Origin of the sequence: uncultured Paraglaciecola sp. (assembly GCF_913058035.1) — a bacterium.
Taxonomy (GTDB): domain Bacteria; phylum Pseudomonadota; class Gammaproteobacteria; order Enterobacterales; family Alteromonadaceae; genus Paraglaciecola.
The window spans coordinates 23,557-39,312 of record NZ_CAJXPA010000019.1 but is presented as its reverse complement, the minus strand read 5'-3'; the positions used below and the strand labels follow the sequence as shown (position 1 = coordinate 39,312).

Genomic DNA, 15,756 nt, shown 5'->3' with positions numbered 1-15,756 from the left:
AGGATAAACAAAAAGCTGCATCCGTCGCTCTGAAAACCTTTTTCAACATTATGGAGAAGTGGGTCGTAAAAAACCAAACACAAATAGCTTTATTGGGCTTTCCCTCTCAAGGTACGTTTTATAAATGGAAAAAAGGTGAGGCAAGCACGATATCAATAGACACGCTTGAACGCTGCTCTTACATCATGGGCATTTACAAAGCATTAGGTGTGCTATTCCCCACCAGAGAGCAAGCCGATGCATGGCCTACTAAAGAGAATGAGGCATTTGATGGCCTATCTGCTCTGGACTATATGGCCAAGGGAAGCATGATGCAGTTATTAGAAACAAGGCGTTATTTGGATGCTCAACGTGGTTGATACTGTCATATTAGATTGGGATAAGCTGCACAGGCTTATTCCCAGTCAGTTCCCCCCTATAGGTTTGTTCGAAGAAGTGGTTGACCCTGACGATCTCGATATGGCCTATGCAATTGAATCATTGACGAATGATCGTATAAGACAAGAAGTGGGCGACTTAAACTTAGTGCCGTTGGAGCAACGTATAAGCGGTGTGGGCTCGACTCCAGTCATGGCGGCTTTTACCCATATAGGAATACCAAGTCGGTTTACAGACGGTACGAATTACGGCGTTTACTATGGCGCCAAATACTTAAACACAGCCATAAAAGAGACGGTATTTCATCGTGAAAATTTCTTAAGACGGACAAATGAGCCAGACACTGAAATTACGATGCGCTGCTACGTGAATCGCGTGGTGTCACCTTTGCACGATATACGCGGCATTGCATTTAATGGACTGCACGATGAAGAGGATTACGCCATCCCCCAATCATTTGCGAAAAGAATGCGAGATAACGGAACTGATGGTTTGGTTTATAACAGTGTTCGACATGTTGGTGGAGAATGTGTCGCGGTGTTCAATCCAAAAGCGCTCAGCCTACCTGTACAAACAGAACATTTTAAATATCAGTGGCGAAAGAAAGAGAATAAAATTGTAAACGTACTTAGTGTATCGAAAGTTTGCTTATAGCAACCAGACATACTGGTAAAACTAGAGACCTGTTCTGTCTCCCAACTGTAGATTGACAATTTAGTATCATACTTTCGCAGGCTTCTTAGCTAGTGACCGACTGGCTCCTATGAGCCTAATACCGGATAGTCGAACGTTAGACCTGACGGTGAAGTTTGTGTCCAGGCTATGTGAAAACTATTTTCAAACCAACATTTGAACAAAAATTGATGTGAATATGTGTTCTACATTAAAATCCGACTAAATTTTCTAACCAATCAAATACACATTTTACGAAGCATTGCGTGATTAATATGTTCATTGGAGTTTTTACACAGTCTGTGCCATTTAAAGTCATACAAAATCCATATTTTATTACTTAAGCAGTCATGCCATGTGTAAGTCTCATGATCGAATTTTCGATTTGTTTAATACCTTGGGCGGTACTGCACAGTTCGATCGGTTTTGCGTCGAGAACGATGTTATTTTGAGCGAACCATTTTTTTGCTCTACTTACTGAGCCAAAATAAGTGGTTGTGATGCACATTAAATGACTTAATTGCAAAATGTGTTGTGCTGAAGCACTACTTAGACGATTGGGATTGTTGTAAATCTGAGCGCCACGGCGAAAAGGTTTTAAGCGGTGTACCCCGGCGAAAAACGTTAAACTCACGTATATAGAGGCTTTCAAAGAAACTCGGCAACATGCCGATTTACAACGATTAACACCGATGGTGACGGTCACGCCACAGAAAATGCTTAAAATAGTGGTTGAAAATAGTCGTTGAAAATAGAGGTTGAAAACAACCAATATAGGCCCCCGCGAAAACATATACTGTACTTTAGTTGCCGTTTTGACGCCCACATTTGGCAAAATATTGGTTCACATTTGAGATTAAAATTCATTCTCTTTCATGTCAGGAGGTACTTGGTTAATCGCTGCTATTGACGGTCATGGTAAGAATTTCAGCGTATTCTTAGAGCCTGAAAACCGATACCGCATGACACCACTATATGACATCTTGTCAGCGTTTCCTGTGATGTCGAAAAAATTCTTACAGCCACAAAAGATCAAAATGGCGATGTCTCTAAAAGGCAGAAACACCCATTGGAAGTGGAGCAATATTCAGCCTCGTCATTTTGTTTCGACTGCCGAGCATCTAAAGTACCCTATAGATAAAGCTATATCCCACTACGAATACTTTATTGATAATGTTGAAAGCGCCATTGCTAAAGTCGAAGGTAAAATGACGAATAACTTTCCAGCCTATATCGCAGAGGCCATCTTTTCCGGTCTGAGAAAACAAGCGGCCAAAAAGTTGTGATAAACAGCTAGTCATAATGGGTAGTGAACAAAGGTACATAGAACCGCCAAAGTAGTGGATCCCATATGTGTTGTTTACAAGTCAAAGAAGTGTCTACATATTTAGAGGAAGATCACTTAATCTACATTCCCTCGGTTCTTCCTAATTTGGCTACAATACCTTTGGCCTAATTTATAGCTCCAGTTTCTGATGGTTTCGTAGCTGAAGGAGATACCTCTTGCTGCCAGAAATTCTTCGATGTCACGGAAGCTAAGGATAAATCTATGATAAAACCACTCAGTGTGACTGATAATTTGGAGTGGATAGCGATATCTGGCATAAATATTAGTATTTTTCATGCTCTGATTATCGTACGTATCTGAATCTGCTCGTTCTCGTGACAATACCCTTATGCAGATGATGCGAATAGACATCAATTTAGTTGCGGCCGATCCCAGAGCACAACAGATGATCATCCAAAATATGGATGCGATAAAGCTATGGTTGTTTAGTTGACCACCGATTTGTTAACAAGGAGCGCTTATTGATGCAGTTAAGAGATGTCATCTTGAAAACTAAAAGTTTCGTCCATTTAACTTAAATCACTTTATGGCGATCCCTGTTTGCTGCGATCGACCTATTTGAAATGAAAAAGACTGATGGTTTGACAATATGGGTAAGAGATAAAAAGCGTGTTAAATAAGATGGATAATTTTTACCTTGGTCACAATCTGGTCACAAATTAAATTTAGTAAGTATTTACTACCGATTAAAGTTTTTAAAATTGGTGCACCAGGCGGATTGCAAAGTATGTCCTGTACTTTGTCGCTTTGCGAACAGCTGAAGCTGTCCCAAAATGTTCCCGACATTTTGGTCAAACGAACGCGTTCAACTAGGCAGGGTGCGTGCCCAGTATTAATGCTGGATTATGAGAATTTTGGATATGTTGAATTAACTGATGACATATAGATAAGGTGGTGCACCCGGCGCGATTCGAACGCGCGACCCTCGGCTTCGGAGGCCGATACTCTATCCAACTGAGCTACGGGTGCATTGATAAACTTTACATGTGCTGAACTGATGCAGATTAAAACGTTACTAATTGGCGGCGCAGACTTTGCTTTATCTTGTGGATTAAGCCAGTGCTTTTATGCCGCAGTACTAACTAAACAGCTTGATAAAGATGTCTAATTTCCGCCGTGGCGTAGTGTAACACTCATCAAGAACATGTTTTTGACTAACCTAAAAGATACGTCATATATACAACAACTTGGTCGCTTGTTTAAGCGAGCGCCGATTCTAATGAAAATCTCTAGGTTTTCCAATGTTATTTAAATTTATTCCTTACTTGATTGACATTGATTGGCATTGATTTACAAATGTAATCGTTGACCTTGAGTGGCAAGTACAAATTTAAATCCTAGGAGATTGCCTTGGTTGAGTTGTTGTTTAATTTGTTCTCGAGGATCAGGTCCGTTTTTCATGGTGTATTTGATATGGCTAATAATCACTTGTAGGTCTTTTATTTTTGATTTGTCGTCAATTAATGTATGGAACTGTGTCAGTTCTTGAATTAACCATTTTGGAGTGAGATGACCAAATAATAGGTTGTCAGGCCGTTGATTGGTAAATGAAACTTCTATGACTAAGCCTCGCAAATGTTTGTGTTGGAGTTGCTGTGCTAAATACTGCCATAACGCTTTTAGTTTACCTTGCTTTTCAACTTGGTCGGGTCCGGTGTCACCTAAATAAACGAACAGGTCTTGGTCTTTTTCTATTACAAAGGCGGTAGATTCTAAAGGATGACTGAGACTAAATGCGGTCACCTTTAATGAGGTATCGGTAATGGTCTGACTTTGCTTAGGAACTAAATCCACGAGTTGGTATTGGTTTAGGCGTGGGGGTAACCCTTTGTTAGTAAAGTTGGCCCATGCTTTCCAGTTAAAGTAGGTGTCTATCAAGGTTTGATTCACCGATGGTAATGCGTAGATGGGTTTAGCACTGTCTTCAGGGGATGAAATCAGTAAACCTGCTACATGATCCAAGTGCCCATGACTTATCAAATACCCTTTTACATGCTGGCGTAAAATATTGCCTGTGGTGCTCCACTGCGGATCTTGAATAACGGTTAAGTCAGCAAAAGCATTGTGTTGCTGAGCTATGTTTATTCCGTTCACTAACGTGCCCGCATCTAAGCTTATATAATGTTGTTCATTTATGTCACGTAATAAAAAAGCGCTCAGGTTACCGTCTTGAATGCCTCCTGTGTCACCCAGTACTACTAGTTCAAAAGCAGGTTTTTTTGTACCTGTTTTACTGATTACATTATCGGCCTGAAGCTGACCACTAAAAAAAATAACCAGCCAGCTTAAACACAATAACTGTATAGCGGATATTCGCCTAGTCAGGTTATTTTTCTGCAAAATATTTAGCACCTGACGCCATACTTTGTTTATACAATTGTAATGCTTGAATATGATTATCTTGTGACTCTTTAATAGTGGCCATAAGCATTAAATCTTCTTGGCGATTACCTAATTTAATAGCTTTACTGAGTGCTTTTTCAGCCAATACCTTGTCGTTTGAGTTATGTGCGATATGCCCCAAAGCGGAAAACAAATCCACATTCAAGTGATCTTGTTTCAGCCAGCCCTCCAGTTTTTTAATGGCTGCCGCAGGATTGGGTAATTTAATTTGTTTAAACAGCGGTATCAAAAGTGGATGAGGAACAGACTTTTGATATTCTACCAGGGCTTCTAAAGCGTCTGTGTGCATGCCTTGCTCAATTAACTGCTGAATATAAGCTGACTGTTGCGCAGGCTCTTTACGTGTGGCTCCTGGTAACGCCTGCCAATTTTGTTTGAGTTGGCTAGCGCCCTCTTTACTGGCGACTTCAGCAAAGTGTCCTTTTGATGCTTGTTGCATCAAAGGTTCGTAGTCACTGCCTAGGGATTTTTTCCAACTTTTGAGTTTGTCTTGTAATTCTTGCCATCTACCTGCTTGGCTCAATGCTTGCGCCCAGAGTTTTAATACAGCAGTTTGTGTTTGTTGTTTTTCACTTAAATTATGAATAAGTGTCATCGCTTTATCTGACTGGTGATGTTGTATAGCATCACGAATTAAAAACAAATTAGCTGCTAACGCAGATTTTTCGTAAGTCGTTGCCATATGCCAAAAATGTTTTGCTTGTTCAGGTTGACCCAGTTGTACTTCGGCTTCGGCTGCGGCTAACAAATTGATCCCATCAAAATCTTCATTGGTGATTTTGTCCAAGTTTTCTCTGGCAAGTAGATAATTGGTTTCAGCCAAGGCTATCAAACCGGCGGTAAAGACTTTTTGCTTTTTACGATCACCCCAGTTGCCTAACCAACTTTTCGAGCCAGAAACGACTGCAAGCGAGGATTTAACAATAAGGTTAACTAACATTAAGCCAACAAAAATAGCAATCAATGACAAGCTGAGTGACCATACATTCATCTCAACTACCCAGCCGTTAAATTCGACCATCACATAACCACTGTCGTCAAACATTATTGCGGCGACAACTAAGGCGATCAGTAAAATAACCAGTACAATGAAAACTCTAATTAGTTGGCTCATGATTAGTTATTTCCGTTAACAAAGCGTCTATCTAAGCGTTGTTCAATTACATCTTGCAGCGGAGCAGACACGTTAAACTGCTCAGGGTAGGACTGTTCAAACTCTGTCTGTTGCAAGTTACTCAGGCTGTTAGTGAACTGACTCACTTTATCTTTTTCAGTATCGAAGGACTCTATCAATAATCTAAAGGCCGTTTGTAACGACTGTTGATAGAGCGTGGTGTTTTCTTTCAACGCTGCAATTTGTGCTTGCATCAAGGCGAACTTAAGTTGTTCTTTGGTTAACCATTGTTGCTGTTCAGTCATAAAAGGTTTGATTTCGGTAATAACTTTTTTAAAGCTAAAAAAGTTTTTTGTTGCCTCTTGCCAGTTACGAGCAAAATTGGAGCGCCAGTCATCGATAGAGTCTGTGACAGTCTCATCCACTAATTCTGCATCAGGTCTTTTAAAGAAGACCAAAGGCAAGTTATCTACTTGTTTGAGCATGGCACCTAAGGCTAATGCAATAGAGCTGGTTGAAACCTGATTGACTTGCTGCAGGTTCTGTAAGTCCACTGCTAGTCTTTCCCGAATGGGTAACAAACTAGGGTCGTCCAGATCTTGAATGCGACTATCGGCAGACTGTAACATCATGATGGCAGTTTTTACGTCATGTTCTAACCAAAGCTTACGCCCTGCCATACGGATTAAGTAATCGGCCTCGGCCAATAGCCAATCAGCAGGTCTTCGCCCCGATACATCTGCCAAATTATTCTGATTGGTTTGCACTTGCTCACTAGTGAGCTGAAGTTGTTCAATCAGACTTACAATGCTGGTTTGTATAGCCTGATTTTGTTGTTCCAAATCACCTTTCGCTAATTGGTTAGCAGCAATAGATTCAGCGATATCGTCTTGTTGCTCAAGCATACTTGTCTGCTGTTGGTCCATGCTCGTTTGCTGAGCGGCTAAAACAGTAGCTTGTTGCTGACTTTGTGTTTGCCACTGCAGCCATGCCCAATAAGCGGTACCGATTATAACCATCAGTACCAATAAATTAATCACAGTGAAAAACCATAACACACCGGTCTTTCCTGTCGTGCCATTAGTCGGGTTACGGGGAGGAGAAGCAGCCGTATTTTTGTCGCTTTTATAGCTCGTTTCTTTCACTGAGGTGTCGCCAATTTTAGTTGCTACTTTGTCTACTTTTTTACTCGTTGAGGCTACAGCCTGCTCTTTTTTTTCTGAGGTACTCGCAGTCTTTTCTTTCGGTAGTTGTTTTTCTGACTGTTGTTTTTCTGACTGTTGTTTTACCAACTCTTGTTTTTTCAACTCTGTAAGTTTTGCTTCATTTGACGGGGTTAATTTGTCCTGACTATCTGCCATTTAATACTCCGAAGAATGTCTCGCGCGGGTAACCAACTTTTGTGCGCATTGAATAAGTGCCTGATCACTGGCATCACGGCTTATGTCTATCTGGGTAACGCCCATTTTAGATGCTATTTCTGCGGTTCGTTGGCTAACCACTATCCAGTTTAATGTTTGCAGCCAATTCACTTCAAAATAATCAAAGGCTGCCTGGATAACCTCACCACTTGTAGCAATAATGCAACGAATTTGCGTTGCACGCCAGTCTTGTGTGGAAACAGGCGAGTCTAATTTGATCCGTTTATACACCTCCCACTCTGTGACTTTGGCACCACGGGTGGTCAAAGTGTCATGGAGTAATTCTCTGCCACCAAAACCTTTCATAATAATGACACTTTGATTATCAACATGATTAAGCTGAGGAAGGGCAAGCAGACCCTCTGTTCTGGCTTCTTGTGGAACAACAACAGCAAGACCTGCATCGTCTAAAATACGCCCTGTACTGGCACCCACAGCAAAAAAACAGATATTACTTGGCCATTGGTTTTTCATCAACACACATTGTTGAGCAGCGACTGTGCTAGTTACTATGACATAGATATTTTGCTCAGCAAGGCTCCACAATTCAGATATTTTTGCAGGTAAGTGCCCAATAGCGTCATCATCGACAACCGTATCAATCAGACCACATGCCACTGCAGATAAGTTGGCCTGTTTAAATGCCTGTGCACTGGCTTGGCATTTTGCTTGAGGCCTAAGGAGTAAAAATGTCACGGACTAATCGGCTTGCAAAGCACTGAGTATCTCCTCCGCCCCTTGGTCAAGTAGCATTTCTGCAACCTGTTCGCCCAACTGCTGAGCATTTTCTAGAATGTCGGTTTGTTTTGCATGTAACATCACTTTACCGTCTACTGAACCAACCAGACCACGTAAAGTAATATATTGGCCATCTAATTCTGCAAAGCTTCCAATAGGTACTTGGCAGCCGCCATTTAATTTAGCGTTCATAGCCCTCTCTGCTCTTATCCTGATAGATGTTTCAAGGTGATTTAAAGGCGCTAACAGCGCAATTAAATCGGCATCATCGTTACGACATTCGATGCCTACCGCGCCCTGTCCTACAGCAGGTAATGATAATTCAGGCTGCATCTCAGACTGGATCCGCTCGCGCATACCTAATCGGATCAAACCTGCCGCAGCCAAAATAATAGCGTCATATTGACCCGCATCTAATTTAGCTAATCGGGTATTCACATTGCCGCGCAAGTCTTTAATCACCAAATCAGGTCTGAATCTACGTAGTTGGCACTGACGTCTCAAGCTAGATGTACCTACCACAGCATTTAATGGTAATTCTTCAATTGAATCGAAATGATTGGATACAAATGCATCAAAAGGGTTTTCACGTTTACAGATGGCATGTAAGCCAAACCCATCAGGAAAAGCAATAGGCACATCTTTCATAGAATGCACCGCGATATCAGCCCGACCCTCAGTCATTGCCACTTCTAATTCTTTTATAAATAAACCTTTACCACCAATTTTAGCTAACGGGGTATCTAAAATCTTGTCACCCTGAGTGCTCATAGGTACAAGCTCTACTTGTAAATTATTATGGGCGTTAAGTAACGCCGCTTTCACGTATTCAGCTTGCCACAAAGCTAAGGCACTTTTGCGTGTGGCGATACGTATAATGCGTGTTGACATAAAACTTCCTGAACAAAAAATAACGATGTCTATGTTATCAGAAAGATAACTGGTGTGAGTGCTTGGCTAAAGACATATTTTGAGTGAGGGCAAAAAGTGTTGTAACCCCAATTATTTTTTAGCACTGTACTAAATCACTCATCTCGACACTTTTTTCAGTTACGCAAAAGTGTGGCGTTATTGTTACTCATATTTAATCTGGATAACTCATCTCAAAGTGGTGACTGATTAGCAATAAGTCACCTTGCCATACCTGTACTTGCCATTTTCCCTGCCAGTACCTCGGCACACGTTTACTTGAATAAGTGCGCCAGTGATCACCGCCTATCTTCAAAATCACCGCCGCTTTTTCTTTTCCCTCATACAACCAGCGGTGAATAATTTGCTTGTTTTCTAGTCCAGTGATTTGCGTAAAAAAATAAAGGCGTTTCATTTCGTTGTCTTGACCTTGCACGATACCTTCAAGATTATCGGTGGGCTCTTTGTTTATTATATTGCTGGTCAATTGACTGCGTTCAACTTGTGCAGATGAAAATTGGCTGAATATACCAAACAATAAAATAATCAATAGTTGAGTGAATTTTTTCATGACGTTCTCCGGTTGTCTTATTAAACGCTCTAGGTACTTACTATGTACTTATTACGTAATGACTAGGTAGTTACTTTGCACTTTTATGCAGACAAAAAAAAGCCCGGGTTAACGGGCTTATTGCTTTTAAAAGTATGGTTAGTTACCTTGGAATTTGCTCACGTCAGTAATTTCGGGATAATTTTTATTTGCAGAAACGATGTCTGCTTCCATGGTCGTAAACCAATCCTTTTGCACACTTTTATTATAATTTAAATATAACTTTCCATCTTCGATGTGCCAAGCTTGAGGATCAATCCCAGCAGTTTTTCCACCAGCCATGGCCCATGCGCAATAACCACCGTACTGAGCGGCATACATTTCAGGGTCTTGTTTAAACAAGTTTAGATTCTTTTGGCTAGCAAAACGCCAATTGGCATCACGCCATAAAAATTGAAACTTCTTATTTCCTTCAACCGGTTTATTTTCGGTAAAATAGGCAACCGTGTCGTAACCATCAATCGCGGTATCGTTAAATATGCCTGTGTTCACTGCGTCACTGAGGGCAAAAGCTGGTAACGTAAAAAGTGTAAATATAACGATACTGAGGTATTTCACAAACTTATTCATTAATTTCTCCGTTTAATAATAATATCATTGCTGCATTAAACCGGATGAGGTGGATTATTCTTTCATTATAAATTGAATTTCAATCAAATTTATAATGTGGCTTACTCTCAAGAATGTTTTGTTATGTGCCATCGGTCAAAAAATAAAGGTGGGTTGTTGCACATACATCAATTATTCTCATGGCGATTCTTTATTTGGATTTTTACTCACCACAGATAATATTTCAAGTAAGCGTCAGGCAGAATTTTTCTGCTTCAGACAAACAGATTATGTTTGCCAATACTGAAAGTGGTTATGCCTCGGTATTAGCTATAAATTTTTCCAACCCAACTTAGAAGGCCAGTAACTAATTCTTATCACAAATACCTTAACCTCTGAGTCTTGCCGTTATTCTACAAATGCGCCATCGAAATCAAAAAATACACAACACATCTACATAGCTCAGCATAATTTTTCTTGTAACCAGCTTGAAATATCATCTAACTGTTGCGAACACACATTATGCTGCATCGCATATTCATGCCAAGTTGCTTGATACCCGTTACTTTCCAACACTTTGAACGCGGTGCTGCCCATAAAGATAGGTACTACATCATCATGGGTGCCATGTGCTATAAATATTGGCGTATTTTTATTTGCATCGTGTGCCTCAGTACTAAGCTTTTCTGGCTCACTCATATAACTGGACATAGACATCACACCAGCTAAGGTTTTTTCGAAGCGCGTGCCTAAGTTCAAAGCAATGACACCACCTTGCGAAAAGCCTGCCAAAACAATTTTATTTGCCGGAATACCTTGAGAAATTTCTTTTTTAATTAAATCGGCAACTAAATCGGATGACTCTTTCACACCTTGACTATCTGCTCTGTTATTAAAATCCAAGCTGGTAATGTCATACCAAGCGCGCATTGTCATACCATTATTGATGGTCACAGGTCGCATAGGTGCATGGGGGAAAACAAACCGAATACCCAGTTCACTAGGTAATTTTAGGTCAGGCACAATAGGGGCAAAACCATTACCTGAGTCCCCTAAACCATGAAGCCATATGACTGTGGCTCTTGCCTGACTTTTAGGATTAACTTCAACATAGGGTAAAGCGTGTTCGCTCATAGATGTTATCTCATTGGGTTATTGGCTTATTTTCTTATTTTCTAAGGCTATTTTTTAAGAGTAATAGCTTGTTCGGCTTGTTTAGACACCGCGGCATCCAAAAACGACCAAAACTCTACTCCTGTGCGTTCGTCTATCCATTGGTCATCCTGAAAACTGAAATGATGGCCATTAAATTTAGTCGCTACCCATAACTGCTGTAAAGGAGGCTGTTTGTTAATAATGATTTTTGTACCATTAATGAAAACCATAGTGAGTATACTGCTCGCTGATTCATAATCGATATCGACTTCACATTCGTCGAGCATTTCTTCAATGTCGATTAACAGGTCATCGGTCATTTGATGATATTGGCTATCTTTCATATTGCTTTCACCCGTTTAATTATCTGATGGTAGAATTTAATGATTGTTTTATCACTGGTCTACTGCGACATATTTCATATAATAAGATTATGCTAACATTGCTAATCATTAGCGACATAATAATTAATCACTAAAAGATAAAAAAATGCCTCAAACTCTCGGAAATTTATTTATATTGGCAGCGCCATCTGGTGCGGGAAAATCAAGTTTAATCAAAGCGTTGTTAGAAAAACACCTTTCTTCAGACGCGCATAATAATGCTATGCAAGTATCTATATCACACACCACGCGGGCATCACGACCCGGTGAAATTGATGGAGTGCATTATCATTTCGTGGATCGCACAGAATTTGAATCATTGATTGATCAAGGTGCTTTTTTTGAACATGCAGAAGTATTTGGACATTATTACGGTACATCTAAGGTAGTCATAGAGCATACTCTGCGGCAAGGTATTGATGTATTCCTAGATATCGATTGGCAAGGCGCTCGTCAGGTAAAAGCACAAATACCCGACACTGCGACCATTTTCGTTGCTCCACCTTCAAAAGAAGAACTAAAAAGACGATTGACTGAGCGGGGACAAGATTCAACCGAGATTATCGAGCAACGTATGACCAAAGCCGTATCAGAAATATCTCATTATCATGAATTCGATTTTATTGTGGTGAACGATAACTTTTCTGCCGCATTATCTGAGCTAGATGCGATAGTGATCACTCGCCGCTTACGTAAAGAAAAACAGATTATTCGGTACCAGCAGCTATTTAATAATTTATTGGGATCATAATTATCGTTTTACGATCATTTATAGTTCAAATAGCTTTTAAACTGCTACGTTAGCCAGTACACTATGCGACCTTTTTTCGATATTACCCCCGACGGAGATCATTATGGCCCGCGTAACAGTTGAAGATGCTGTAGATAAAATTGGCAACCGATTTGATTTGGTTTTAGTGGCTGCTCGTCGTGCTCGCCAAATTGCTATCGAAGGCAAAGAACCACTAGTAGAACGTGGTACAGATAAGCCCACTGTAATTGCACTTCGTGAAATTGAACTTGGTTTAGTGACTGCTGATACGTTAGAAGCTGAAAATGTGCGTGATCAACAAGCACAAGATCAAGCCGAATATGCTTCTGTAGCAAATATTCTACAAGAATAAAAATTCTGACCATTTTTATGAGTTTTTTAGCGGCTTTTCATCAATATGATGTTTAGCCGTTGGCTTCCCGCCAGATTCCCCGTATTCTTAAGATATCTTCTATTTTATAAGTGTTTAGTGTGTATCTTTTTGAAGGTTTAAAACAAAAGCTTGAAGCCTATCTACCGCTCGACAAAGTAGCGGATATTCAACGTGCCTTCATTTTAGCCAGAAACGCTCATAGTGGACAAATGCGTTCCAGTGGTGACCCTTACATTACTCATCCTGTCGCTGTCGCTGGTATCTTAGCTGACATGCGCCTTGACCATGAAACTATAATGGCAGCTTTACTACATGATGTAATCGAAGATACTCATCATGATAAAGCTGATTTAAGTGCGCAATTTGGTGAAACAGTCGGTGAACTGGTTGAAGGGGTAAGCAAACTAGAAAAAATCCACTTCAGCAGCAGCCAAGAAGCTCAAGCTGAAAACTTTAGAAAGATGATGATGGCAATGGTTCAGGATATTCGAGTCATCCTGATTAAATTAGCTGATCGCACCCACAACATGCGTACTTTGGGTTCGTTACGTCCCGATAAACGTCGTCGTATTGCCCGCGAAACATTAGAAATATATGCTCCTATAGCCCATCGCTTAGGTATTCACGAAATCAAAAATGAACTTGAAGAATTAGGTTTTCAAGCCATGTATCCATTGCGATACCGAGCGCTAGGTGGCGCAGTTAGACAAGCTCGGGGTAACCGTAAAGAAGTCATCGAAAATACTCGTAAAGAAGTGGAAACCCGTTTAGCCGCTGTTGGCTTAAATGCGATTGTTACAGGGCGCGAAAAACATCTGTATTCGATTTATCGCAAGATGAAAAACAAAGAATTGATGTTCAATGAAGTGATGGATATTTATGCTTTTAGAGTGGTAGTAGACTCTGTTGATCATTGTTATCGAGCTTTAGGTGCGATGCATGGTTTGTATAAACCAATAGAAAGCCGTTTTAAAGATTATGTGGCTATTCCCCGAACGAATGGTTACCAATCATTGCATACTTCGCTTATTGGACCTCACGGTATCCCAGTTGAAATACAAATTCGTACTCAAGCAATGGATCAAATGGCTGACAAAGGTGTCGCCGCTCATTGGTTATACAAAGATAGCAAAGATAATAACGACACTACTGCTCAGGTGCGAGCACGCAAATGGATGCAGTCATTAATAGAATTGCAACAAAGCGCCAGTTCATCTTTCGAATTCGTTGAAAATGTGAAAACAGATTTATTCCCAGATGAAATTTATGTATTTACCCCTAATGGTCGCATTATTGAATTACCTTTAGGTGCGACTGCAGTCGATTTTGCTTATGCGGTACATACCGATGTAGGTAATTCTTGTGTGGGTGTAAAAGTAGAAAGACGCACATTTTCACTAAGCAAACCACTAGAAAATGGCCAATCAGTTGAAATTATTACCTCGCCCAGAGCCAAACCTAATGCAAATTGGCTAAATTTTGTGGTCAGCGCTAAGGCTCGTTCACATATTCGTCAATATTTGAAAACCCAACGCTCTGAAGAAGCCGTGACTATGGGCACTCGTCTCCTTCGACATGCCTTAGGCAGCGTAAAACTGGATAAGGTACCTCAAGAAGATATTGAACGTGTCGTAACGGAAACTAAACATAACAGTTTCTCAGAATTGTTGGCGGATATAGGTTTAGGTAACGAACTCAGCGCAATCGTCGCTAGGCGCTTGTTAGGTGAAAATACTGATTTATCTGATAAACAAAGCAAGGTCGCTATTCGTGGCACGGAGGGTTTGTTAGTGTCCTACTCACGCTGCTGCCATCCTATCCCTGATGACGAAATTGTGGCGGTGTTAAGTCCGGGCCGTGGTATGGCCATTCATCAAACCGGTTGCAGTAATATTCGCAGATTAAGTAGAGAAGAACCCCACCGAGTGTTAGTTATGCAATGGGGCGATGATGTACTAGGCACTTTTAATGCCGCATTGCGCATCGAATTAGTTAATCATCAAGGTACCTTGGCGACATTAACCAACACTGTTGCGAGTTGTGATTCAGACATTGTTGGGTTACAAACTGAAGAGAAAGTAAGCAACGTTTATTATATTGATATTGAGCTAACTATCAAAAATCGTCTTCAACTAGCCAACGTTATGCGAAAGATCCGAACCATGCCAGAAGTACAACGGGTATCTAGGCATAGCCAAGCAAAGCAGAATTAGGGCCTTCCTTAGTTCACTTATCCATTCACACATAGACAAAGGTTATTATTATGTCAAAGTCCGTTATTCAAACCGACAAAGCGCCACAAGCTATCGGCACTTATAGCCAAGCGATTAAGAGCGGCACCACCATTTATATTTCAGGACAAATTCCCCTGGTGCCGGAAACTATGCAGGTGATTTCTGAAGACTTTTCTGAACAGTCTCATCAAGTATTCAAAAATATACAAGCCGTATGCGAAGCGGCCGGTGGCTCAACCAAACATCTTGTAAAAGTAAATATATTTCTAACTGATTTATCTAATTTCACTACCTTGAATGAAATAATGAGTCAGTATTTCAATCAGCCTTATCCAGCAAGGGCAGCAGTGCAAGTAAGCGCGTTGCCTAAAGGTGTACAAATTGAAATAGACGGTGTGATGGAGCTACCTGAGTAATTTATTACTCAATGTTCAAATACGATCTTCTATGCCAGCAGGCACCTTTATGTCCCCCGAGCGTTATGCTCGGATCAGGCAATTTCTTAGCCTATGTTAATCCAGCCTAACCTTATGTTTAGAACAACTGCATATTCCGCATATTATCTCTGCCATCTTGCGCAGTTGTGATGTTGTTGATGTGTATGAAGTGCACGCATTTCGGGATAAAAAACCACAAATCCGCAAAGCATTACTTTGAGCGGCAAAAACTGGGTTTATTCTAAAAAATTTGTGTCTTG

The 15,756-nt window shown here is 40.6% G+C and carries 17 protein-coding genes, 1 tRNA gene and 1 pseudogene; 7 read left to right on the top strand and 12 right to left on the bottom strand.

What is annotated here, in order from left to right; translation table 11 throughout:
• On the top strand, positions 1-359 hold a 359-nt coding region (locus tag QZ562_RS04430; RefSeq protein WP_293757313.1), incomplete at its 5' end, for an antitoxin Xre-like helix-turn-helix domain-containing protein.
• A complete protein-coding gene (locus QZ562_RS04425; RefSeq protein ID WP_293757311.1) occupies positions 343-1,032 on the top strand; it encodes an RES family NAD+ phosphorylase in 690 nt (229 codons plus the stop codon). The genes QZ562_RS04430 and QZ562_RS04425, both read left to right, overlap by 17 nt.
• Before the next feature lie 358 nt (positions 1,033-1,390).
• Here QZ562_RS04425 and QZ562_RS21220 read toward each other — a convergent pair whose 3' ends face one another.
• Complete coding sequence (locus QZ562_RS21220) at positions 1,391-1,558, bottom strand: MbcA/ParS/Xre antitoxin family protein (protein WP_363315320.1); 168 nt, start codon at positions 1,556-1,558, stop codon at positions 1,391-1,393.
• 367 nt (positions 1,559-1,925) lie between these two features.
• Between QZ562_RS21220 and QZ562_RS04420 the strand changes: the two genes are divergently transcribed.
• Complete coding sequence (locus QZ562_RS04420; protein WP_293757309.1) at positions 1,926-2,336, top strand: HipA domain-containing protein; 411 nt, start codon at positions 1,926-1,928, stop codon at positions 2,334-2,336.
• Between the two features lie 179 nt (positions 2,337-2,515).
• Here the strand turns inward: QZ562_RS04420 and QZ562_RS04415 are convergent.
• The 11 genes and pseudogenes from QZ562_RS04415 to cyaY form a co-directional block, all read right to left on the bottom strand.
• Positions 2,516-2,626, bottom strand: a pseudogene (locus tag QZ562_RS04415) (IS6 family transposase); the annotation flags it as partial.
• Positions 2,627-3,290: 664 nt separating this feature from the next.
• Positions 3,291-3,367 (bottom strand) — tRNA-Arg (locus tag QZ562_RS04410).
• Positions 3,368-3,688: 321 nt separating this feature from the next.
• Positions 3,689-4,738 carry a 3',5'-cyclic-nucleotide phosphodiesterase gene (locus tag QZ562_RS04405; protein WP_363315319.1) on the bottom strand — a complete coding sequence of 350 codons (1,050 nt, stop codon included), beginning with the start codon at positions 4,736-4,738 and terminating at the stop codon, positions 3,689-3,691.
• Entirely contained in the window at positions 4,725-5,915 is a 1,191-nt protein-coding gene (locus tag QZ562_RS04400; RefSeq protein WP_293757307.1) for a heme biosynthesis HemY N-terminal domain-containing protein, read from the bottom strand. Before QZ562_RS04400 ends, QZ562_RS04405 begins: the two co-directional genes overlap by 14 nt.
• A 2-nt stretch (positions 5,916-5,917) precedes the next feature.
• Positions 5,918-7,276: a uroporphyrinogen-III C-methyltransferase gene (locus QZ562_RS04395; protein WP_293757306.1), complete on the bottom strand. Its 1,359-nt coding sequence runs from the start codon at positions 7,274-7,276 to the stop codon at positions 5,918-5,920.
• Entirely contained in the window at positions 7,277-8,032 is a 756-nt protein-coding gene (locus tag QZ562_RS04390) for a uroporphyrinogen-III synthase (RefSeq protein ID WP_293757304.1), read from the bottom strand.
• A gap of 3 nt (positions 8,033-8,035) precedes the next feature.
• Entirely contained in the window at positions 8,036-8,965 is a 930-nt protein-coding gene (hemC, locus tag QZ562_RS04385; protein ID WP_293757302.1) for a hydroxymethylbilane synthase, read from the bottom strand.
• 193 nt (positions 8,966-9,158) lie between these two features.
• Positions 9,159-9,554, bottom strand: coding sequence for a DUF2914 domain-containing protein (locus QZ562_RS04380; protein WP_293757300.1), 396 nt, complete (start codon positions 9,552-9,554; stop codon positions 9,159-9,161).
• A gap of 138 nt (positions 9,555-9,692) precedes the next feature.
• Positions 9,693-10,163 (bottom strand): YHS domain-containing (seleno)protein, encoded by a 471-nt coding sequence (locus tag QZ562_RS04375; protein WP_293757298.1) that lies wholly within the window; start codon positions 10,161-10,163, stop codon positions 9,693-9,695.
• A 441-nt stretch (positions 10,164-10,604) separates the two neighbouring features.
• Positions 10,605-11,276: an alpha/beta hydrolase-fold protein gene (locus tag QZ562_RS04370; protein ID WP_293757296.1), complete on the bottom strand. Its 672-nt coding sequence runs from the start codon at positions 11,274-11,276 to the stop codon at positions 10,605-10,607.
• 47 nt (positions 11,277-11,323) lie between these two features.
• Complete coding sequence (gene cyaY / locus QZ562_RS04365; RefSeq protein WP_293757294.1) at positions 11,324-11,641, bottom strand: iron donor protein CyaY; 318 nt, start codon at positions 11,639-11,641, stop codon at positions 11,324-11,326.
• 145 nt (positions 11,642-11,786) lie between these two features.
• Between cyaY and gmk the strand changes: the two genes are divergently transcribed.
• From gmk to QZ562_RS04345, 4 genes are all read left to right on the top strand, one after another.
• Positions 11,787-12,431, top strand: coding sequence for a guanylate kinase (gene gmk / locus QZ562_RS04360; RefSeq protein ID WP_293757292.1), 645 nt, complete (start codon positions 11,787-11,789; stop codon positions 12,429-12,431).
• Between the two features lie 103 nt (positions 12,432-12,534).
• The gene (gene rpoZ / locus QZ562_RS04355) at positions 12,535-12,804 is read left to right on the top strand and encodes a DNA-directed RNA polymerase subunit omega (RefSeq protein WP_293757290.1); all 270 of its coding nucleotides are present in this window, start codon (positions 12,535-12,537) and stop codon (positions 12,802-12,804) included.
• A 119-nt stretch (positions 12,805-12,923) separates the two neighbouring features.
• Positions 12,924-15,038, top strand: a complete 2,115-nt coding sequence (spoT, locus tag QZ562_RS04350) for a bifunctional GTP diphosphokinase/guanosine-3',5'-bis pyrophosphate 3'-pyrophosphohydrolase (RefSeq protein WP_293757288.1) — start codon at positions 12,924-12,926, stop codon at positions 15,036-15,038.
• Between the two features lie 50 nt (positions 15,039-15,088).
• Positions 15,089-15,475, top strand: coding sequence for a RidA family protein (locus tag QZ562_RS04345; protein WP_293757286.1), 387 nt, complete (start codon positions 15,089-15,091; stop codon positions 15,473-15,475).
• Positions 15,476-15,756 lie beyond the last annotated feature (281 nt).